This is a genomic window from Corallococcus sp. AB049A, assembly GCF_003668885.1.
Taxonomy (GTDB): domain Bacteria; phylum Myxococcota; class Myxococcia; order Myxococcales; family Myxococcaceae; genus Corallococcus; species Corallococcus interemptor.
In genome coordinates this window covers 1-19,703 of sequence record NZ_RAWL01000135.1, presented here as the reverse complement: position 1 = coordinate 19,703, position 19,703 = coordinate 1, and the positions used below count along the sequence as shown (strand labels likewise).

Genomic DNA, 19,703 nt, shown 5'->3' with positions numbered 1-19,703 from the left:
CCCCTGGCGCCCCAACAGCCCGCGCCCGCTGACTCGCCCACACCCAGCGGCTAAGCAGGCAACGTGCCAGCGTACGTGGCGTGCGGCGGGTGCCTCACGGATCCTTAAGAGAGGGGTTGAAACGGGGCCCGCGGGGTCCACGGCGTGCTGAAAAAATGCCCGGCCTGGGAAGTTTGTTTCCCAACCTGACCCTGCAGAAAGCTCCACCTGTTGCCGCGGTGCGCCCCCGTTCCTAGCTTGGGCCCGGTCTGAAGTTCGGGGCCCTGTGTGGCGGGAGGCGTGGCGTGTACTGGACCATGGGCATCATCTTGCTGGTGTTGTGGGTGATGGGGCTGATCACCGGTTCGACGGAGGGGCAGTGGGTGCACCTGCTCCTGGTGTTCTCGCTCATCGCGTTCGTGCTGGCCGTCATGTCGATGGGCCGCCGGCGGGGGCTGGCGTGAACCTGCCGGAGCTGGACATGGCGTGGCTGGAGCTGCCGCGGGACAAGGCGGGCTTCGTGCGGCGCGAGTGTCCCCGCTGCCAGCGCGCCTTCAAGACGCGGCCCAGCCGCCACGACGCGGGGATGCTGCAGCGGCTCCTGGCGGGCTACTTCCCCTTCGAGAACCTCCACGAGGCGTACACGGCGGAGGAGCTGCCCGCGTGGCACTGCCTGTACTGTGGCCACCGCGCGCTGCCGGACGCGTGGCTCACGCCGGAGCAGTCCGCGCACGTGGAGCACATGGCGCGCGCGTGGGCGAACCACGTGCGGTACGAGCAGCTGGCGTACGTGCACCGCACGCTGTCGCAGAACCCGAGGCCCACCTTCGTGTCGGTGGCGCCGGAGCCGCTGCCCCGGCCGCTGCCTCCGGACGAGGAGCTGTTGCGCACGCTGCCCATGGTCTGCTGCGGCGAGGAGGTGCAGGCCGCGTGGGAGTGGGATCAGCCCATGGTCTGCCCGCGCTGCGGCGCGCACCACGGCGGGCTCTCCGGCCGCCAGCAGGTGCAGCTGGAGTTCGTGCGCGAGTAGTGGACGGGGAGGGCGCGCGGAGGGCAGGCTCCCTCGCGCGATGAAGCCGTCTTCCCCGGCCCGGGTGGTGGTGCTGGCGCTGATCCTCCTGGCGCTGGGGCTGGGACCGGCCGCCGCCCACGCCCATGAGGTGCAGGTCGCGCCTGAAGCAGTGGACGGCTTTACCGGCTGGGTGGGCGAGGGCATCCGCCACATCCTGGCGGGCGCGGATCATCTGCTCTTCCTGCTGGCGGTGCTGCTGGTGGGCGGCACGTTCCGGCGGATCCTCCTGTTGGTGACGTCCTTCACGCTGGCGCACTCGCTGACGCTGGCGCTCACCGCCCTGGGGTGGTGGACGCTGAGCGAGCGGGGCACGCGGTGGGCCGAGGCCGCGATCGCCGCGTCCATCCTCTACATGGCGCTGGAGAACCTGTTCCTCCGCCGGCACGGGCACCGCGCGGGGCTCACCTTCCTGTTCGGGCTGGTGCACGGGCTGGGCTTCGCCAGCGTGCTGGGCGGCTACGGGTCGGGGGCCTCCGCGGCGGCCGCGCTCGCGGGCTTCAACCTGGGCGTGGAGTTGGGGCAGGCGGTGGTGGTGGCCTTCCTGGTCCCCGTGCTGCGAATCGTTCAGCGCAGGCCCCTTCTGCACTCGAAGGTTGTGCGCCTGTCATCCATCTGCCTCGCGGGAGTGGGGCTTTATTGGATGGTTGCTCGCGCGGTCGGTTGAATTGCACCAATAGCGTTCCTAGCTTGCGTCTCACGAGGGTGGGGGAGGGACGCTGATGGGAGCGAGGCATACCCGGCTGGCAGCCGCATTGGCCGCCGCGTGGGAGGCAGAAGTGGTGTCGGCCCGTCGTATGACGGGACTGGCGGAGCGCATGAACGACGCGCGGGTCCGGGCGCGCCTGATGGTGCTGGCCGCCTTCTGCCGCGCCCACGCGTCACGGCTGCTGGCCCGGCTGGCGGCGCTGGGACGCGGGCCGCTGCCGGTGCCTCCAGAGGAGATCGATCTGGATCCCGACACCGTGCTCGAACTGCGGCGCGAGGGAGCCTTCGCCCGGGCGTCGGCGGCTCGCTACGAAACCACCGCGGAGATGGCCCGGCAGCACGCGGACCTGTCCTCCGCGTGGGTGTGCGAGCTGAACCGGACCGAGGAACAGGACCGCGCCCGGGAGCTGCTCGCCCTGGCGGAAGGGGCCCTGGCGGCGGTGCGGCGCGGCGAAGCCCAGGCCGTCGCGGCTCCCGCGGACTCCTGACGGGGCGGCCGGCCCCGAGCGCGAGGGATGCGCTCGGCCGGTGACAGTCCGGGCGACTTGGGCGTATGAATCCGCCCATGGCGAAGGAGAGCTACAACGATCTCATCTTCCAGCTCGGCGACCTGGCCCGGGACGTCCTCCCGGGCAAGCCGAACTGCCCCCGCTCCATGGAACGCGTCTACCGCGCCGAAGAGGTGCTGGAGGCGCGCCGGGACGAGCTGGCGGCGCTGGAAGCGGAGATGAACGACGAGGACGTGGCCTATCAGGACTTCCTGGCGCAGCACGAGGACGAGTGCGCCGCGCAGAAGGTCATCACCAGCAAGTTCCAGAAGGCCGTGACGGCGGTGGAGGGCAAGGTCAAGGGGCTGCGCAAGACGCTGGACACGCGCCGCGCGGACCTTCGCTACGCCATCGCGGGCCTGAAGAAGCTGGAGCAGAAGCTGGCGGACCTGGAGATGACCACCCAGGACCCCGTGAAGCTGGACGCCGCCAAGCAGAACCTGAAGAAGAACCGCATCGCCCAGATGCGCCTGGCCCGCGAGGTCGAGGACTGGGAGTCCCAGCTGGCCACCGCCCTGACGCCCACCCCCGGCCAGCCCGGTGGGGCGGGCATCCTGGCGCACAAGCGCCTGATCGAGCTGGAGGACGCCGCCGCGGAGCAGAAGCGGCAGCACGAAGCCCGGATGCAGGAACTCGATCAGGCCATCGCCGCCAAGGAGGAGGAGATCAAGGGGGCGGAAGATTATCTGGATCAAGCCCTGTTCCTCCTCGGCGAAGAGGTGTATGCCCAGCGCATCGCGGACGGGCAGCTGAACCCCTTCTACCCGCGGTTGGATGTCGCGCAGTGAGGGGTACGCCCACCCTTGGTGCTTGACGTAGGGGACGTGTTTGCTATCTTGCGCCGCTTCCTGGCGGCCGCGGGTACGCGTGTAGGCCAGTTCATTGAATTCATTGGGCTTTCAGCGCCACGGGCGCTCGCTGTGAGGACGACGTGAAGGGTCTGATTGGCAAGAAGATCGGCATGACCCAGGTGTTCAACGACGAGGGCAACCTCGTTCCGGTGACGGTCATCGACGTCAACACCTGTCTGGTGGTCGGCAAGCGCACCCCGGAGAAGGATCAGTACTCCGCGGTGACCGTGGGCTTCGGCGCGGTGCGCGAGAAGATCCTGAACAAGCCGCAGCTCGGCTTCTTCAAGAAGGCCAGCGCCACGCCGCGCCGCCACCTGCGTGAGTTCCGCGTCACGGCCGAGGAGGCCGCGGGCTTCAACGTGGGCGACGCCATCAAGGCGGACATGTTCTCCAAGGGCGAGCTGGTGGACGTCACCGGCATCACCAAGGGTCGCGGCTTCTCCGGCGTCATGCGCCGCTGGAGCTTCAAGGGTTCGCAGACCAAGACGCACGGTACGCACGAGTATCAGCGTCACCCGGGCGCCATCGGTCAGCGTAAGACGCCGGGCCGTACGTACCCGAACAAGAAGATGCCGGGTCACTACGGCGTCGAGCGCGTCACCACACAGAACCTGACCGTGGTGGACGTGGACGTGGAGAAGGGGCTCGTGCTCGTGAAGGGCGCGGTCGCCGGCCACAACGACGGCATCGTCATCGTGCGCCCCTCCATCAAGGTGGCCATGCGCGCGCAGCACAAGGCCGCGCGCTAGTCACACGCAGTTGACGCGGGGCGCCTCATCGGCGCCCCGTCCAACGCCTCGCTTCGGGCACCTTCGGGTGGCCGGGCGGGGCGTTCGTCGTTTCCGGGTGCCGGGGCCTTGCGGGTGCGTGCGGGCTGGTTGCCCTTTGGACAAAGGGCGAAAACTTTACCGGCTGCCGCTGGGATCCGCTTGCGGTGGATGGGCGGCGTGCTCACATCGCTGTCCCACGCCGGAGCCTCGCTGTCCAAGCAGACAGGTTGCCCTCCGGATCACCCAACGGCCCACCCCCGGGCCGGGCAGGAGATATGAACGCACGCACGCTTCGCGTCTTCGCCGCGCTGAGCCTTTCGCTGACGGCGCTCGGCGCCTCGGCACAGGAAGACGGCGTCCTGGAGTCGGCGGTCGTCCGCAACCGGCTCTACAAGCCCGCGGGCCATCCGGAGCTGTCCCTGTCCGTGGGCCTGCCGGTGCAGACGCACCTGACGGCGCACTACTTCTTCGACGTCGGGCTCGCCTACAACCTCTTCGACACGTTCGCGCTGGAGGCGCGCGCGGGCTACGCCGTCAGCCGCCACACGGGCCTGGCGCGCTCCATCTCCGAGTCCTTCCTGGACCGCGAGGACAAGCGCGTCACGGACGAGCTCGAGGACATGTGGCGGATGAACCTGCACGGCGTCGTCGGCGCGCGGTGGGCTCCCATCTACGGGAAGATCTCCCTGGTCGCGGACATCCCGGTGCACTTCCAGACGTACCTCTGGGCGGGCGGCGGCCTCACCAACCTGAAGCGCCAGTCCGTCATCCAGTGCACCCAGGTGGTGGACCGGGCCGCGGGCGTCTGTGACAACCGCACGGCCGTGGATGACCGGGGCAGCGCCACGGAGAACTACTGGGTGAAGGAGTCGCGCGTGGCGCCGGTGGTGTCCGCCGCGCTGGGCTTCCGCTTCTTTATCAAGGAGCAGCACGGCATCCGGCTGGAGCTGCGCGACTGGATCTTCAAGGACAGCTACCGCGTGAACCTGCTGCGCGACGACTGGGAGGCTGGCCGGACCACCGGTGAGCCCGCCGGCAGTCCGGGCCTCACGCACCTGGTGCAGTTCGACCTCGGCTACACCTTCTCTTTCTGATTCCTTCCTATGCGACCCTTCCGTTCCATCGCGCTCCTCGTTGCCGCGGTGCCTGCCCTCGCGTTCGCGCAAGGCGCCTCTCCGGCGCAGCCGTCGGCCGAACCGCCGGAGCGCCAGCGCACCGAGCGCGAAGCGCCCGTGGTGCCGCAGTCCCAGCCTGAAGCCGCGCCGGCCACGCCGTCCGCGCCCGCCGTCACCGACGAGGATGATGCCGCCCCGGCGCCGTCCTCCGAGCCGTCCGCGCCCGCCGCCTCCGCGCCCGCGGACGCGCCGGTGCTGGACACGGGTGAGGCGCCGCGCACCACGGACGCGCAGCAGCAGCGGCTGGTGAATGGCGCGCCGCTCTACAACCCGAACGTCAACGTCCACATCGTCCAGAAGAAGCGCTTCGCGGACGAGGGCAAGCACGAGCTGGTGCTGTATCCCGCCGCCGTGCAGGTGAACGGCAAGTTCACCAACCACGTGGGCACCGCGCTGACGTACGTCTACCACCTGCAGGAGAACTTCGCCCTCCAGGTGGGCGGCCAGTACAACTGGTACTCCGACGAGAGCGACTTCAACCTGGAGCTCATCGACAAGGTGCGCGAGCAGGCCCAGGCCGCGTCGTCGCTCCTGCTCCAGTGGGGCGCGCACGCGGGCGTGGAGGTGACGCCGCTCTACGGCAAGTTCGCCTTCTTCAACAACTCGCTGGCGCAGTTCAGCGTGGTGCTCTCCGGCGGCGCGGGCATTGGCAAGACGCGCCACCTCATCCGCCCGGAAGTGGCCAACGAGGTGGAGGGCCAGACGTACCAGGTGCCCGCGCGCTTCGGCGACACGGGCAACAAGTTCCTGGGTGAAATCGGCGGCGGCTTCCGCGTGCAGTTCGGTGAGCACTACGCCCTGCGCCTGGAGGTTCGCGACCTCATCTACACCGCGCGCGTGGACAAGGTGGACGGCTGCAACCTGGCGGACTTCGAGGCGCTGGAGGCCGCGCGCGCCGCCAACCAGCCCTTTGACGGCCTCAACCTGAGCGGCAGCTGCCAGGTGGCCAAGTTCGACGGCGTGGACCCGAAGACGAAGAAGAACTACCGCGAGGACATCATCCTCGGGAGGGATCTCGTCGCCGAGCCTTCGTCGGACGTCCTCAACAACGTCAGCTTCTACGCTGGCTTCTCGGTGCTCTTCTAACCATGTCCCGACTGCTCCGACTCCTCGTCGTCCTCGGGCCCCTCGCCGTGCCGTCGGTGGCCCTCGCCCAGCAGGACGTGGGCACCTACAACCGCGCGCTGTCCGCCTTCAACGAAGGCAAGCTCGACACCGCCGCCCCCCTCTTCGCGCAGCTGGCGGAAGGGGAGGACGCGGACGTGAAGGGCAAGGCCGAGTTCTACCTGGCGCAGACCTTCGCCAAGAAGGACCTGCCCGTCGCGGCCTTCATCTCCTACGCGGCCATCGTCAACGCCGGCCCCAAGCACCCCTCGTACCTGAAGGCCATCGAGGGGCTGGTGGACATGCAGCAGCGGCTGGATGAGCAGAACCTCATCCCCAGCATCCTCAACCAGGCCTACACCGACGAGGTGCGCGACCAGTGGGTCACGCTCCCCAAGGAGGTGCTGGCGCGCATCAACTACCTGGTCGGCACCGCCAGCCAGCGCCGCATGCGCTTCGAGGAGTCCCGCTCGCTCTTGGAGGCCGTGCCCGCCGACAGCCGCGTCTACGCGAAGGCCCGCTACCTGCTGGGCACCGTGCTCGCGGACCCTCGCTTCCCCGGCCGTCCTGGGGAGGGGGAGACGCTGGACAAGGCGGCCATCGCCGCGTTCCAGGCCGTGCTGAACACGAAGGAGCCCCAGGTGGAGCTGCCGGAGACGCGCGAGCTGGCGCTGCTGGCGCTGGGCCGCGTGCACTACCGCCGCGGTGAGTACGCGGACGCGGTGAAGGCGTACGAGGGCGTGCCCCGCTACGCGCGCTTCTGGGACCAGGCCCTGTTCGAGAACGGCTTCGCCCGCTTCCAGAACGAGGACTTCGGCGGCGCGCTGGGCAGCCTCCAGGCGCTGCACGCGCCGCAGTTCGAGGGCGCCTTCCAGCCCGAGTCGTGGATCCTCAAGGCCACCGTCTATTACTACTCGTGCCTCTACGACGAGGTGAAGACGACGCTCGCCGCGTTCGACGAGCGCTACGGCCCCATGGCGAAGCAGCTGGAGCCCTTCACCGGCGAGGACGTGGCGCCCATCAACGCCTTCAACCTGGTGTCCTCCGAGAACCGCCGCCTGCCGCGCGCCGTCTACCTGTGGATCCGCAACAACGAGCGCATCCGTGAAGTGATGCGGACCCTGTCCCGCGTGGACCAGGAGAAGCGCGCCATCAGTGAAGGCCCGTGGCGCGGGACGCCGTTCGCCGCGCAGACGGTGGCGTCGCTGGAGGACATCCGCACCACGCTGCTCCAGGTGGGCGGGACGCTCGCGAAGAACCGCATCAAGGAGGCCGCGGACAACCTCCGCACGTTCTCCGACCAGGCGGAGATCATCCGCGTGCAGACGGCGCTGGATGAGAAGGACCTCTTCTCCGAGGGCGTGGACCAGAAGGCGCTGCTCTCCCGCCAGACGCTCTACCGCCCCAAGATGCCCGGCGCGGACTACAACTACTGGCGCTTCCAGGGCGAGTTCTGGATCGACGAGATCGGCTACTACCAGTACACGCTCAAGCGCGGCTGCCCCGCTCGCCAGGAGAAGTAGGCAGCAAAGCAGGCGAGTAGGAGCCGGGCGCACCCGGCCGCCATGAGCAGCACGCAAAGAGGCCCCTCCACCGTGCGTTTGTCACGGGGGACGGGGCCTCTTCGCTTGATGTTGAGTCCTGGAAACTGGCCCGGAGTGATCGCGTACGCCGGGGCACAAGGCACGTTCCGGGCCACTTCTCATTCTGGGTACCCGCGTCTACTTTCCGTCGTCCCTCCCAACTGGGCAGAAGTTTTCCCAGGCAGGCGAGGCGCGGTTCTCCAGGAGCTCGCATGAAGGTGGTTCTTCGGTTCGGTGCACTGGCGGTGGGCGTCGCGCTCGCGGCCGGTGGGGTGGGGGAGGCGGCGGAGGAGACGGCACCGCCGCGGAAGGTGGCGACGAAGAAGTCCTCTTCTGCGAAGGGCGCGGCCAGGAAGGCCGAGGCCCCCGGCAAGAAGGACAAGGAGGAGGCGAAGAAGGCGGAGCTTCCGCCCGGCGTCGCGCCCCAGGACATGCGCAAGGGCCCGGCGCGGGTGAAGCCCGCCACGGCCAAGTTCGCGGACACGCCGCGCATCGCGGACTCCAAGAAGGACGCGCTCGCGGACAAGAAGCGCGACGAGGCCATTGAAGGCTTCAAGCGCCTCATCCCCAAGCTGCAGGAGACCTCCACGCAGAAGGCGGAGATGCAGTACCGCCTGTCGGAGCTCTACTGGGAGAAGTCCAAGTACCTCTACCAGCTGGAGATGGAGAAGTTCCTCACGGCGGAGAAGGCCTACGACGCCGCCGTGGCGCGCGGTGAGAAGGCCACCGCGCCGGAGCAGGACCACCGCGAGTCCGAGCGCTACCGCGCGGAGACGATGCGCATCTACGAGGCCATCCTCAGCGAGTACCCGGACTACCCGGCCCGCGACGAGGTCCTCTTCTCCCTGGGCTACAACCTCTACGAGCTCAACCGCCGCGAGGACGCGGTGAAGCGCTACGAGGAGCTGATCCGCGACTTCCCGAAGTCGCAGTTCGTCCCGGACGCGTACATCCAGCTGGGCAACCACTACTTCGAGAACAACAAGCTGGCGCCCGCCAAGGAGAACTACGAGAAGGCGCGCGACTCCGGCGTTCCCAAGATCTACGCCTACGCCACCTACAAGCTGTCCTGGTGTGACTTCAACGCGGGCGACCTGGACGCGGGCCTGAAGAAGCTCCACGAGGTCGTGGACTACGCGAGCCAGCGCGGCGAGGAGCTGGGCGACCTGCGCACGGAGGCCCTCAACGACCTCACCGTCTTCTACGTGCAGCTGGATCAGCCCAAGGAGGCGCTCGCCTACTTCAAGCAGAAGGCCCCGGCCAGGCGCCAGGGCCGGCTGCTCGCGAAGACGGCCGCGGGCCTGGTGGACGCGGGCCACTTCGACAGCGCCATCCTGGTGTACCGCACGCTCATCGACGACTCGCCCATGGGCGCGAACGCGCCGGAGTACCAGCAGGCGGTGGTGCGCGCGTACGAAGGCCTCCGTCAGCGCCAGCAGGTCCGCAAGGAGATGAAGCGGATGGTGGACCTCTACCGCCCCGGTGGCGAGTGGTGGACCGCCAACGCCGGCAACGCGGGCGTGCTGCGCAACGCCTTCAGCGTCACCGAAGAGGCCATGCGCGTGATGGTCACGGAGTACCACCAGGAGGCGCAGAAGACGCGCCAGGTGGAGACCTACCGGCTGGCGCGCGACATCTACAAGCAGTACGTGGACGCGTTCGCCTCCAGCGACAACCCGGAGTTCGTGGCGGACTCCGCCTTCAACATCCGCTTCTTCTACGCCGAAATCCTCTGGGCCCTGGAGGAGTGGGAGGCCGCCGCCGGTGAGTACGACGCCGTCGTCGCGTTCAAGATCCCGGACCGCGACTCCGCGAAGGAGGTCTCCAACGAGTCCTACCGCAAGTCCGCCGCGTACAACGCGGTGCTCGCGTACGACAAGCTGGTCAAGATCGAGCGCGGCCAGATCGCCAAGAGCGACCTGAAGGACGGCCAGAAGGTCGACGAGAAGAAGGACAAGGGCGACGTCGCCAAGCAGAAGCTGGTGAAGCGCGACGCCAAGGAGCAGGCCGAGCAGCCGCTCACGAAGTTCGAGGACCGGCTGGTCGCCGCGTGCGACACGTACAACACCCTGTTCCCGGGCAACCAGGATGAGATCGACCTGCGCTACCAGGCCGCCGTCATCCTCTACGACCGCGCGCACTTCGTGGACGCGGCCCGCCGCTTCGGGGAGATCATCGAGAAGTTCCCGGAGGAGCGCCGCTCGCGCGACGCCGCGGACCTGACCATGTACGTGCTGGAGAGCCGCGAGGAGTGGCAGGAGCTCAACACGCTCTCGCGCAAGTTCCTCTCCAACAAGAAGCTGTCCAAGCCCGGCTCCGACTTCGCCCTGCGCGTCTCGCGCGTGGTGGAGGGCAGCCAGTACAAGTACGTGGACGAGGTCGTCTACAAGAAGGAGAAGAACCCGGCGAAGGCCGCCGAGGAGTTCCTGGCCTTCGTGACGGAGTTCCCCAAGTCGGAGAACGCGGACCGCGCGCTCACCTACGCGATGGTCATCGCGCAGGAGGCCGGTGAGGTGGACAAGGGCATCACCGCCGGCGAGCGCGTCCTCAAGGAGTACCCGAACAGCAACTTCGAATTGAAGACCCGCTACACGCTGTCCGGCCTCTACGAGAAGGTCGCCGAGTTCAAGAAGGCCGCGGCCATGTCCGAGTCCTTCGTGGCCGCCTACGACGCGGCGATGAAGGCCCGCGAGACGCAGGCGAAGAAGGCCAGGGACACGAAGGCGAAGCCTGCCGCCGTCGCGAAGAAGGACGACACGCCGGGCGCCGTGGAGGACGTGGAGTCCAAGCGCGCGCAGAAGGCCGCCGAGCGCAAGGCGCAGGTGGACGCGGCGGGCGAGTGGGTGGCGGATGCCCTCTTCAACGCGGGCGTCTGGTACGACGGCCTGGGCGAGTCCCAGAAGGCCGTTACGGCATGGAACAACTACCTGGCGCGCTTCAAGGACCGCAAGGACGTGCCGCAGGTGGCCTTCTCCATCGGCCTGGTCTGGGAGAAGGAGAAGAAGTGGGGCGACGCGGCCCGCGCCTTCAGCCGGTTCGTGGAGGACTACGGCCGCGACTCGCGCACCGCCGCGGGGCAGGCGTACCTGGCGCGCTACCACGAGCTGCTGGCGTACCAGAAGATGAAGGACGTGCGCGGCCAGGAGAAGGCGCAGGACGAGCTGGTGCGCGGCTGGAACAAGCTGCCGGAGACCGTCCGCAAGGACACCGCGGTGCTCAACGCGTACGGCCACGCGCGCTTCCTGGCGCTGGAGCCCACGTGGAAGCGCTTCAGCGACATCAAGTTCACGCGCGTCTCCACCATCCGCCGCGACCTTCAGGCCAAGCAGAAGGAGATGCTGCGCGTGGAGAAGGAGTACGCGGCGGTGCTCGCCACGGGTTCCGGCGAGTGGGGCATCGCGGCGCTGACCCGCATCGGCCTCGCGTACGCGGACTTCGCGCGCAACATCATGGACTCGCCGGACCCGTCCGGGCTGGATGACGAGCAGCTCAGCATGTACCGCGCGGAGCTGGAGAACCTGGCCATGCCGCTGGAGGAGAAGTCCAGCGAGGCGCTGGAGAAGGGCCTCCAGAAGGCCTACGAGCTGGGCATCTACAGCGAGTGGACGCTGGCGGCGCAGGATCAGATCAACAAGCTGCGCCCGGGTGCCTACGCCCAGGTGAAGCCGGTGACGTACCGGGGCAGCAGTGATTCGCGCATCGCCTCGGGCGTGCTGAAGGACCTCAACGGCCCTGTCAGCGCCTCCGCGGAGCCCAAGCCCCAGGCCACGCCCGCCGCCGCGCCGGAGGCCGTGCCCGCTGAAGGTGCGAAGCCGGCCGCTCCGGAAGGGGCGCCGGAGGCCGCGAAGCCCGAGCCCACCGCCTCGCTCGAGGGGGGCCAGCCGTGAAGACGAACCACAGCATCGACATGAGCAGCCAGTTGAAGGGGACGGGGATGGACGGCTTTCGCACCAAGCGGATGTTCCTGGCGGGGGCCTTCGCCTTCGCCTTCACCACGGCCTGCGCCACGGCCCCCAGGCCCGTCGCGATGAACGCGGTGGAGAAGCCCGCCGCCACGGTCACCGCCGCTGAAGCCAGGCCCGTCCCCGCTCCGGTGGAGAAGGGCGACACCAACGGCCAGTTCGCGCAGGCCCTGCGGGCCTACGAGGCCGGGGACCTGGACGCCGCTCGCAAGGGCTTCGAGGCGGTCGTCTCCAAGGAGCCGAAGGCGCTCAACGCCCGCTTCAACCTGGGCGTCATCGCGGAGAAGCAGGGCCGCCCGGCGGACGCCCGCGTGGCGTACGAGCAGGTGCTGGCCCTGGACCCGGCGCACACGCCGTCCGTGATGAACCTGGGGCTGATGCACCGGCACGAGGGCCAGCTGGAGGAGGCCATCTCGCTCTACGGCAAGGCGCTCCAGACGCCGGGCCACGAGCATGACGAGCCCGTGCTCAACGCGCTGGCCGCGACGTACCGGCTGGCGGGCAAGCTGGACGAGGCCGAGGCCACCGGCCGGCGCGTGCTGGCGCGCAGCAAGGACAACCCGGAGGCGTACAAGACGCTGGCGCTGGTGGCGTACGACCGGGGCCAGTACCGCCTGGCGGAGTTGCTGGTCATCAACGCCCGCAAGGTGGCGCAGGAGGATCCGGCCATCTCCAACACGCTGGGGATGATCTACCTGAAGATGGACGACCGCCCGCGCGCGCTCGCCCAGTTCCAGAAGGCCGTGTCGCTGGATGACAACTTCGCGCCGGGCCACCTCAACCTGGGCGCGCTGGCGCTGAGCTACCGCGACTACGCGGGCGCGGAGCGGGCCTTCACCAAGGCCCTGTCCCTGGAGCCCGACGGCCTGGAGGGCCAGCTGTACCTGGCGTACGCGCTGGACGGTCAGAAGGGGCTGGATCCGAAGAAGGGCGTCGCCGCGGGCGAGGCGTTCGAGAAGGTGCTCGCGCGCGCAGCGGACAAGCCGGAGGCGGTGTGCGGCGCGGGCTGGGCGTACGCGGCTGATCGCGTGGGCTTCGAGAAGGCCATCGCGTTCCTGGACCGCTGCAAGGAGCTGTCGTCCACGTCGGATCAGGACAAGCAGCTGATCGCCGCGAAGGTGAACGGCCTGCAGAACATGCTCAAGAACCCGCCGCCGGCTCCGGCCGCCACGGCGGAGGCGCAGGGCGAGGAGAAGAAGGACGCGGCGGCCACCGGCGGCGCGGGTTCGTCCGTGATGAACCAGCTGCCCCAGGACGCCAACGCGCCCGAGCAGGAGGCGCCGGCTGGCGAAGCGTCTGACAATGGACAGACGGAGCCGGAGCCGGCTCCGGCGCCCTGAAGAAACAACAGTCGTCCTGGCGGGAAGGACGAGAACTTTCTTCCCTCCTCCAGCCGCCCAGGTGCAAGCGGCCGGGCGGCTCCCTTAGAATCCAGGGACTTGGAGTTGGTGCGAGCCCTGCATTGGAAGACGCGAAGCGGGCCTTGGCGGAGACATCACATGAAGCGACTGCTGGCAGCGATGGTGATGGTGGGAGGGCTGGGGGTGGCGGCTCCCGCCCTGGCGCAGGACGGCAAGGACTCGGTGAAGATCATCCAGGAGGAGGATCGCACCGTGTACCGCAAGAAGACGGTGATTGATTTCACGGATGTGGCGGTGGAGGGCGAGCTCACCAAGCCGGAAGGCTCCTACGTCCTCAACCGCAAGAAGACGGATTTCCAAAGCCTCATCAAGGTCCGGGAGAACTTCGACCCGGAGCTTCAGAAGTCCGCGGACAATCTCTAGACGGCACAGGTGGCGTTGAACGTTTTCGGGACGGGAAGGGAAGAAGGAAGAACTTCATGGCGGCGGCGAGAAAAAACGGATTGACGCTTCGGATCACCACCCCGGACGGCTCCATCCAGGAGACGGTTTCGGAGGCGGAGAGTGTCATCGTGGGGTCGGGCGCCCAGGCGGCGGTGAAGATTCAGGATCCGCGCGTGTCCAACCTCCACGTGATGCTGAAGGTGGACAACGATGGCTCCGTGACGGCCATCGACCTGGGCAGTGAAGGCGGCACCCAGGTGTCCGGGCAGAAGCTCATCATCCCCACGGCGCTCAAGCCCGGGGATGTGCTCACGGTCGGTACCTCCCGCGTGGAGGTGCTGTTCGGTGAAGCACCCCGGCCGGTGGCTCCGGCCGCGGCGGTGGCTCAGCCCGGCGTGTTCCAGCAGCGCCCGGTGGTGCCTCCTCCGGCTCCCATGTCGGCTCCGGCCGCGCATGCGGCGCCGGTGGTGCCTCCCAACATGCGGCAGGCGCCTCCGCCTCCGCGGCCCGCGATGAACGCCGCGCCCACGGCCAACGTGGTGGGCACGGTGAGCACGCCGCGCTCCGCTCCGGCGGGCGCGCTGGGCACGCAGGTGTCCACGAACGTGACGTCCACGCCCGTGTTCGTCCCGCCGCCTCCGGTGGCGGCGCGCAAGGCCACGCCTCCCCAGGTGGCCGCGGCCCGCAAGCCGCAGCCTCCGCCGCACCTGCAGGAGCCCCTGCCTCCGGACGCGCAGCCCACGCCGGAAGCGAAGGTGCTCCAGGTGTCCATGCTCTGGGGCGACCAGATGCTGGAGGTCCAGCACTTCAAGGACGGCGCGCCGGTCACCATTGGCGAGGGCGCCAAGAACACCTTCACCGTGTACTCGCCGCAGGTGGGCAAGAGCCACGTGCTGGCGGTGAGCAAGGGCGACAAGCTGGAACTGCGCGCTCCGGCGGGCTCCGGCGTCTTCGTCACCAACAAGGGTGACGTGCGCACGAAGGACGCGCTGCGCGCCGCGGGCCAGCTCAACGCCGCGTCCGCGGAGACGGAGCAGCTCTTCACGCTGGGCCTGCATGACCGCGCGGAGGTGTCGCTGGGCACGCTGGCGTTCGTGGTGCGCTACGTGAAGCCGTCGCCGGCCATCCTGGCGACGTCGCTGTCCGACCGCGACTTCAGCTTCTTCAAGATCGCCGCCATCTGCATCCTCGCTTCCGCCGCGTTCGTCACCGCCATGGTGCTGACGCCGCGCACGGAGACGAAGTCCGCGGATGACGTCTTCGAGTCCCAGCAGCGCGTGGCCAAGTTCCTCATCGCCCCGGAGAAGAAGGAGGAGGCGAAGAAGCTCCAGCTCTCCGGCGTGGAAGAGGGCGCCAAGGCCAAGGACGAAGAGGGCAAGTTCGGCAAGCAGGAGGCGAAGCAGGAGGAGGCCGCGCCCTCCAAGCCGGGCACCCCGGTGGTGGACAAGTCCAAGAAGGAGAAGGACCGCCAGGTGGTAGGCAAGGTGGGCCTCCTCGGCGCGCTCAAGGGCATGAAGGGTGGCGCTTCCGACGTGTTCGGTCCGGGCGGCATCGGCACCGGCATCAACAACTCGCTGGGCGGCCTCAAGGGCGGCGCGGCCATGGGTGACGCGCACGGCGTGGGCGGCCTGGGTTCGCGTGGCACGGGCAACGGCGGTGGTGGCACGGCGCTGGGCATCGGCGGCCTGGGCACCCAGGGCAACGGCCGGGGCACGGGCGGCTCGGGCGGCATCGACCTGGGCGGCCGCGGCAAGTCCGTCACCAAGGTCATCCCCGGCAAGACGACGGTGATTGGCGGCCTGGACAAGGACGTCATCGCCAAGGTCATCCGGCGGCACCAGAACGAGATCAAGTACTGCTACGAGTCGGAGCTGAACAAGAACCCGGCGCTGGCCGGCAAGGTCGCGGTGGCCTTCACCATCGACCCGGCGGGCGCGGTGGCGGACGCCAGCGTGTCGGAGTCCACGCTGGGCAGCACCCCGGCGGAGCAGTGCATGATCTCCCGCATCCGCCGCTGGAAGTTCCCGGAGCCCAAGGGCGGCGGCGTGGTGAACGTCACCTACCCCTGGCTGTTCTCGCCCTCGGGCTCGGACGCCGCTGAGTAGTCCTTAGGCGCGGTTCGTAGACTGGAAGACCGAAATGGCGTGGACGAAACGGTCCACGCCATTTTCATTTTTCCCCGCTGCCGTTTCGTGCCGGGCGTCACTACTGTCCGTCCCACTGCTGCCAGGCGTGCAAGGGAGCAGGAGGACAACGTGACAGGAGGAGTCGTGAGGAAGTCGCTGCTGTTGGCCGCGCTCGCGCTGTCGACGCCGGCCCTGGGGGCCACGCCGCCGGAGGGCGTACCGTTCGAGCCGCGCCGGGGGTTCTTCACCGAGACCGACCTGGGTGTGTTCTTCACGGTGGGCGGCGAGAACAGCTACTCCAACGCGCAGTCGTACGTGCAGCTGGGCATCGGGTACGACCTGACGGAGCAGATCTCGCTGGGGGCCCACTTCGCGCTGGGCTCGTCCGCGCAGAACTGCTTCGCGGGCTACCTGCCGGACTCCAACGTCTGCGCGCTGGCGGACAACTTCACCGTGGCCTTCGGCGACCTGACGGCCGCGTACCACGTGCGGCTGGCCAACCGCTTCTACCTGACGCCCAAGGTGGCTGCGGGCTACACGCGCCTGGAGCCCCGGCCGGTCAATCCGGAGGACGGCGACCCGGGCCAGTCCATCAACGCGTTCAACGCGGGCCTGGGCATCGGCATCGAATACGCGACGTCCTTCGACCACTTCTCCGTGGGCGCGGACCTGCTCGGGCGCTACATCATCGGGCCCAACATCATGTCGTTCGCGGTGTTCCCGCGCGTGAAGTACACGTTCTGAGACGGGCTACGCGCCCAGACAGAACCCGGCGGCCGTCCTGGCGTGGATGGCCGTGGTGTCGAACACCGGCACCGGCGCGTCGCCGGGTTTGATGAGCAGGGTGATCTCCGTGCAGCCCAGGATGATGCCTTGAGCGCCCCGTCGGACCAGGCCCTCCATGATGCGCTGGTAGCGTTCGCGGGAGGCGTCCTTCACCTGTCCCAGGCACAGCTCCTGGTAGATGACGTCATGGACGACCTGGCGCTCCTCGTCGGTGGGCACCAGGACCTCCAGGCCTGATCGGGCGAGCCTGCCTTTGTAGAAGTCCTGCTCCATCGTGTAGCGCGTCCCGAGCAGGCCCACGGTCTTCACGTTGGCGCGAAGGATCTCCCGCGCGGTGACCTCCGCGATGTGCAGGAAGGGGATGCGGATGGCGGCGGTGATGTCCGGCGCCAGCTTGTGCATGGTGTTGGTGCACAGCACCAGGGCCTCGGCCCCCGCGCGTTCCAGCGCCCGGGCGGCGTCGCACAGGATGCGGGCCGCGTCGTCCCAGCGGCCGGCGCTCTGGGCGTGTTCAATCTCCTGGAAGTCCACGCTGTAGAGGACGACCTTCGCGGAGTGGTGGCCCCCCAGCTCCCGCTTCACGTGCTCGTTGATCAGCCGGTAGTACTCCGCCGAGGACTCCCAGCTCATCCCGCCCAGCAAGCCAATCGTCTTCATGTGTGTCGTTCCCTCCCGTGACGGGCGTATCCAGCGGGCGTGCGGCCCACGATGCGGCGGAAGTCGCGGATGAAGTGGGCCTGGTCGAAGTAGCCCAGCTCCAGCGCCAGCCGCGCCAGGTCCGGAGGCGGCGTCTCGCGCAGGCGCTCCGCGGCCTCATGCAGCCGGTAGCGCTGGATGACCCACTTGGGGTTCACGCCCACGTAGCGGCTGAACAGCCGTTGCACCGTGCGAAGCCCCGGGCCTCCGGGCGTGAGCAGGTCCTCCACCTTCGTCACCGCGCGGTCCTCCAGGATGCGCGTGACGAGCCCCTGCACGAGCGCCACGTTCGGATCCGGCGTGGGCGCGTGCGCCCGCAGGAAGCCTTCCGCCAGGGCGATGCGTTCGCGGTCCGCGTCGCGCGTGACGTCGGTGGCGAGGATGGCCGCCTCCAGCGCCAGCGCCTCCGGGCCCAGCAGTTCCCCCGGCGGGACGGTGCGCCGCGTGAGCGTGGACAGGGGCTTCTTCACGAAGGGGTAGAAGCCGCCGGGGCGGAACTTGATGCCGAACACGCCGCCCAGGCCCTCCAGCGTGGTGGAGAAGCGGCCCGGGTTCACGCCGCCCACCCGGGACGTGTTGGCTTCGAAGGTCCAATGCACGGACGGGTGCGGCAGGGTCTGCTGGCTCACGGGCGGCTGTCCGCGCAAATCCCATCTCACGGCCCAGAAGTGTTCGACCCACGGGCGCAGCTCCTCCGAGGGCAGCACGCGCACGTGCGCGAAGTGCCGGGAGTCCGGACGGGGGTACAACACGCCCCGAGGCTTTCCCGCGTTCGACTCCACGAATCCTCCCGCCGGACGCCCGCGTCCTGACGCGTTTCTACAATCACATAAGGAGGACTTCTTCGGTGAAGGGGAGGGCGGCGTGAAGCTGTCGCGGACCACCTGCACGCGCGGCTTCCAGGGCGACTTCGAGGGAGAGGGCGTCCTGGCGTACCTGTCGGACTACCGCGCGGATGGGACGTGTCACTTCGTGGGCCTGGAGCGGGTGACGGGCACGCTCCTGGGCAAGCAGGGCGCGTTCGTGCTGAGCCACCGGGGCGTCTACGCGCACGACACGGCGACGTCCGACTGGGAGGTCGTTCCGGGCTCGGGCACGGGCGCACTGAAGGGGCTGCGCGGCCACGGCAGCTTCGTGGCGAAGCACGGTGAGGACGTGCACGACATGCTGCTGCACTACCGCTTCGACTGACGCCGGACACGCGCCACGACGCCGGGTCTGAGCCAGGGAACGAAGAAGGGGCCGCCACCCGCGAAGGTGACGGCCCCTGGAAGCTTCAGGCGTCTCGACGGAAGGACTACTCCGCCTCGGCGCGCTCCTCGCGCTTGCGGTCGCGCTCGGCGCGGTAGCGCTCGCCCACGGCCAGCGCCTTCTTGCGCATGCGGATGGACTTGGGCGTCACCTCGATGAGCTCATCGTCGGCGATCCACTCCAGGGCCTTCTCCAGCCCCATCTCGCGCGGCGGGACGAGGATGACGTTCTCGTCGCGGCCGGCGGCGCGGATGTTGGTGAGCTTCTTCTCGCGGCAGCAGTTGACGTTGAGCTCGGACGGGTGCGCGTGCTCGCCGATGATCATGCCCTCGTACACGGTGGTGCCCGCGCCCACGAAGAGCTGACCGCGCTCCTGGATGCTGAACAGCGCGTACGGCACCGTGTCGCCCAGGCGGTCGGAGACCATCGCGCCGTTGGCGCGCTTCGGGATGTAGCCGAACCACGGCTCGAAGCCGTCGAACTGGCTGCTCATGATGCCCTCACCGCGCGTGATGGTGAGGAACTCCGAGCGGAAGCCGATGAGGCCGCGCGCGGGGATGCGGAACTGGAGGCGGGTGCGGCCCGAGCCCAGCTGCGCCATGTCCGTCATGCGGCCCTTGCGGGGCCCCAGGCGCTCCGTCACCGCGCCCACGCTGTTCTCCGGCACGTCGCAGAAGAGCAGCTCCATGGGCTCGTGCAGCTGCCCATTGATTTCCTTGGTGATGGGCTCCGGGTTGGAGGCGGTGAGCTCGTAGCCCTCGCGGCGCATGTTCTCGATGATGACCGCCAGCGCCAGTTCGCCACGGCCCACCACGCGGAACGCGTCCGGCGTCGCGGTGTCCTCCACGCGCACGGCCACGTTGCGGTAGGCCTCGCGGTACAGGCGCTCACGCAGGTTGCGGGAGGTGACGTACTTGCCCTCCTTGCCCGCCAGCGGCCCGTCGTTGACCTTGAAGATCATCATCATCGTGGGCTCGTCCACGGTGATGCGCGGCAGCGCCACGGGCTTCTCGGGGTCCGCGATGGTGTCGCCGATGCTGATTTCCTCGATGCCCGCGATGGAGACGATTTCGCCGGGGCCCGCGTCCGCGATCTCCGTGCGCTTCAGGCCGGAGAAGCCGAACAGCTTGACGACCTTGCCCTGCTGCACCTTGCCGCCCTCGCGGACGACGGACACGGGCATGTTCGGGGTGATGCGGCCCGCCTGCACGCGGCCCACCGCCAGACGGCCGACGTAGTCGTCGTAGTCCAGGTTGGCGACCAGCAGCTGCAGCGTCGTCTGCTCCACCG

General features: G+C 68.8%; 17 protein-coding genes and 1 pseudogene. 15 read left to right on the top strand and 3 right to left on the bottom strand.

Features of this window, described 5'->3' with window-relative positions; translation table 11 throughout:
- Positions 1 to 296 precede the first annotated feature (296 nt).
- The 14 genes from D7X55_RS16745 (at position 297) to cglE (ending at position 16,424) form a co-directional block, all read left to right on the top strand.
- Complete coding sequence (locus tag D7X55_RS16745) at positions 297 to 443, top strand: lmo0937 family membrane protein (protein ID WP_370450116.1); 147 nt, start codon at positions 297 to 299, stop codon at positions 441 to 443.
- A complete protein-coding gene (locus D7X55_RS16740; RefSeq protein WP_233609882.1) occupies positions 440 to 1,009 on the top strand; it encodes a hypothetical protein in 570 nt (189 codons plus the stop codon). Before D7X55_RS16745 ends, D7X55_RS16740 begins: the two co-directional genes overlap by 4 nt.
- 40 nt (positions 1,010 to 1,049) lie before the next feature.
- Positions 1,050 to 1,715: a HupE/UreJ family protein gene (locus D7X55_RS16735; protein WP_121723570.1), complete on the top strand. Its 666-nt coding sequence runs from the start codon at positions 1,050 to 1,052 to the stop codon at positions 1,713 to 1,715.
- Positions 1,716 to 1,830: 115 nt separating this feature from the next.
- The gene (locus tag D7X55_RS16730; protein WP_233609881.1) at positions 1,831 to 2,244 is read left to right on the top strand and encodes a hypothetical protein; all 414 of its coding nucleotides are present in this window, start codon (positions 1,831 to 1,833) and stop codon (positions 2,242 to 2,244) included.
- A gap of 77 nt (positions 2,245 to 2,321) precedes the next feature.
- Positions 2,322 to 3,092: a hypothetical protein gene (locus D7X55_RS16725; RefSeq protein ID WP_120547349.1), complete on the top strand. Its 771-nt coding sequence runs from the start codon at positions 2,322 to 2,324 to the stop codon at positions 3,090 to 3,092.
- Between the two features lie 143 nt (positions 3,093 to 3,235).
- A complete protein-coding gene (rplC, locus tag D7X55_RS16720; RefSeq protein WP_120547348.1) occupies positions 3,236 to 3,904 on the top strand; it encodes a 50S ribosomal protein L3 in 669 nt (222 codons plus the stop codon).
- A 296-nt stretch (positions 3,905 to 4,200) separates the two neighbouring features.
- Positions 4,201 to 5,019, top strand: coding sequence for an outer membrane beta-barrel domain-containing protein (locus D7X55_RS16715; RefSeq protein WP_120547347.1), 819 nt, complete (start codon positions 4,201 to 4,203; stop codon positions 5,017 to 5,019).
- A 9-nt stretch (positions 5,020 to 5,028) separates the two neighbouring features.
- Positions 5,029 to 6,186 carry an outer membrane beta-barrel domain-containing protein gene (locus D7X55_RS16710; RefSeq protein WP_121723569.1) on the top strand — a complete coding sequence of 386 codons (1,158 nt, stop codon included), beginning with the start codon at positions 5,029 to 5,031 and terminating at the stop codon, positions 6,184 to 6,186.
- 2 nt (positions 6,187 to 6,188) lie between these two features.
- On the top strand, positions 6,189 to 7,727 hold the full coding sequence (locus D7X55_RS16705; protein ID WP_120547345.1) for a lipopolysaccharide assembly protein LapB: 1,539 nt from the start codon (positions 6,189 to 6,191) through the stop codon (positions 7,725 to 7,727).
- Between the two features lie 272 nt (positions 7,728 to 7,999).
- Complete coding sequence (locus D7X55_RS16700) at positions 8,000 to 11,674, top strand: tetratricopeptide repeat protein (RefSeq protein ID WP_121723568.1); 3,675 nt, start codon at positions 8,000 to 8,002, stop codon at positions 11,672 to 11,674.
- The gene (locus D7X55_RS16695) at positions 11,671 to 13,089 is read left to right on the top strand and encodes a tetratricopeptide repeat protein (RefSeq protein ID WP_121723567.1); all 1,419 of its coding nucleotides are present in this window, start codon (positions 11,671 to 11,673) and stop codon (positions 13,087 to 13,089) included. The genes D7X55_RS16700 and D7X55_RS16695 overlap by 4 nt, the downstream gene beginning before the upstream one ends.
- Before the next feature lie 159 nt (positions 13,090 to 13,248).
- Positions 13,249 to 13,533, top strand: coding sequence for a hypothetical protein (locus D7X55_RS16690; protein WP_120547342.1), 285 nt, complete (start codon positions 13,249 to 13,251; stop codon positions 13,531 to 13,533).
- A gap of 56 nt (positions 13,534 to 13,589) precedes the next feature.
- Positions 13,590 to 15,659, top strand: a complete 2,070-nt coding sequence (locus D7X55_RS16685; protein ID WP_120547341.1) for a TonB family protein — start codon at positions 13,590 to 13,592, stop codon at positions 15,657 to 15,659.
- A 165-nt stretch (positions 15,660 to 15,824) separates the two neighbouring features.
- Complete coding sequence (gene cglE / locus D7X55_RS16680; protein WP_120547340.1) at positions 15,825 to 16,424, top strand: adventurous gliding motility protein CglE; 600 nt, start codon at positions 15,825 to 15,827, stop codon at positions 16,422 to 16,424.
- Positions 16,425 to 16,430: 6 nt separating this feature from the next.
- On the opposite strand, the gene D7X55_RS16675 is transcribed toward cglE, so the two are convergent.
- Positions 16,431 to 17,123: an aspartate/glutamate racemase family protein gene (locus D7X55_RS16675; RefSeq protein ID WP_121723566.1), complete on the bottom strand. Its 693-nt coding sequence runs from the start codon at positions 17,121 to 17,123 to the stop codon at positions 16,431 to 16,433.
- On the bottom strand, positions 17,120 to 17,914 hold the full coding sequence (locus tag D7X55_RS16670) for a helix-turn-helix domain-containing protein (protein ID WP_158626382.1): 795 nt from the start codon (positions 17,912 to 17,914) through the stop codon (positions 17,120 to 17,122). The genes D7X55_RS16675 and D7X55_RS16670 overlap by 4 nt, the downstream gene beginning before the upstream one ends.
- A gap of 85 nt (positions 17,915 to 17,999) precedes the next feature.
- Between D7X55_RS16670 and D7X55_RS43365 the strand changes: the two are divergent.
- Positions 18,000 to 18,353: pseudogene (locus D7X55_RS43365) on the top strand (DUF3224 domain-containing protein); the annotation flags it as partial.
- A 106-nt stretch (positions 18,354 to 18,459) separates the two neighbouring features.
- Here D7X55_RS43365 and D7X55_RS16660 read toward each other — a convergent pair.
- A partial coding sequence (locus D7X55_RS16660) for an EF-Tu/IF-2/RF-3 family GTPase (protein ID WP_121723563.1) occupies positions 18,460 to 19,703 on the bottom strand: 1,244 nt, incomplete at its 5' end.

Excerpts from the sequence above, each read along its gene's own strand:
- D7X55_RS16715 (WP_120547347.1), top strand. The coding sequence starts at position 4,201 with ATGAACGCACGCACGCTTCGCGTCTTCGCCGCGCTGAGCCTTTCGCTG.
- D7X55_RS16725 (WP_120547349.1), top strand. The coding sequence starts at position 2,322 with ATGGCGAAGGAGAGCTACAACGATCTCATCTTCCAGCTCGGCGACCTG.
- D7X55_RS16700 (WP_121723568.1), top strand. The coding sequence starts at position 8,000 with ATGAAGGTGGTTCTTCGGTTCGGTGCACTGGCGGTGGGCGTCGCGCTC.
- D7X55_RS16745 (WP_370450116.1), top strand. The coding sequence starts at position 297 with ATGGGCATCATCTTGCTGGTGTTGTGGGTGATGGGGCTGATCACCGGT.
- D7X55_RS16675 (WP_121723566.1), bottom strand. The coding sequence starts at position 17,123 with ATGAAGACGATTGGCTTGCTGGGCGGGATGAGCTGGGAGTCCTCGGCG.
- D7X55_RS16685 (WP_120547341.1), top strand. The coding sequence starts at position 13,590 with ATGGCGGCGGCGAGAAAAAACGGATTGACGCTTCGGATCACCACCCCG.
- D7X55_RS16735 (WP_121723570.1), top strand. The coding sequence starts at position 1,050 with ATGAAGCCGTCTTCCCCGGCCCGGGTGGTGGTGCTGGCGCTGATCCTC.
- D7X55_RS16710 (WP_121723569.1), top strand. The coding sequence starts at position 5,029 with ATGCGACCCTTCCGTTCCATCGCGCTCCTCGTTGCCGCGGTGCCTGCC.
- D7X55_RS16705 (WP_120547345.1), top strand. The coding sequence starts at position 6,189 with ATGTCCCGACTGCTCCGACTCCTCGTCGTCCTCGGGCCCCTCGCCGTG.
- D7X55_RS16690 (WP_120547342.1), top strand. The coding sequence starts at position 13,249 with ATGAAGCGACTGCTGGCAGCGATGGTGATGGTGGGAGGGCTGGGGGTG.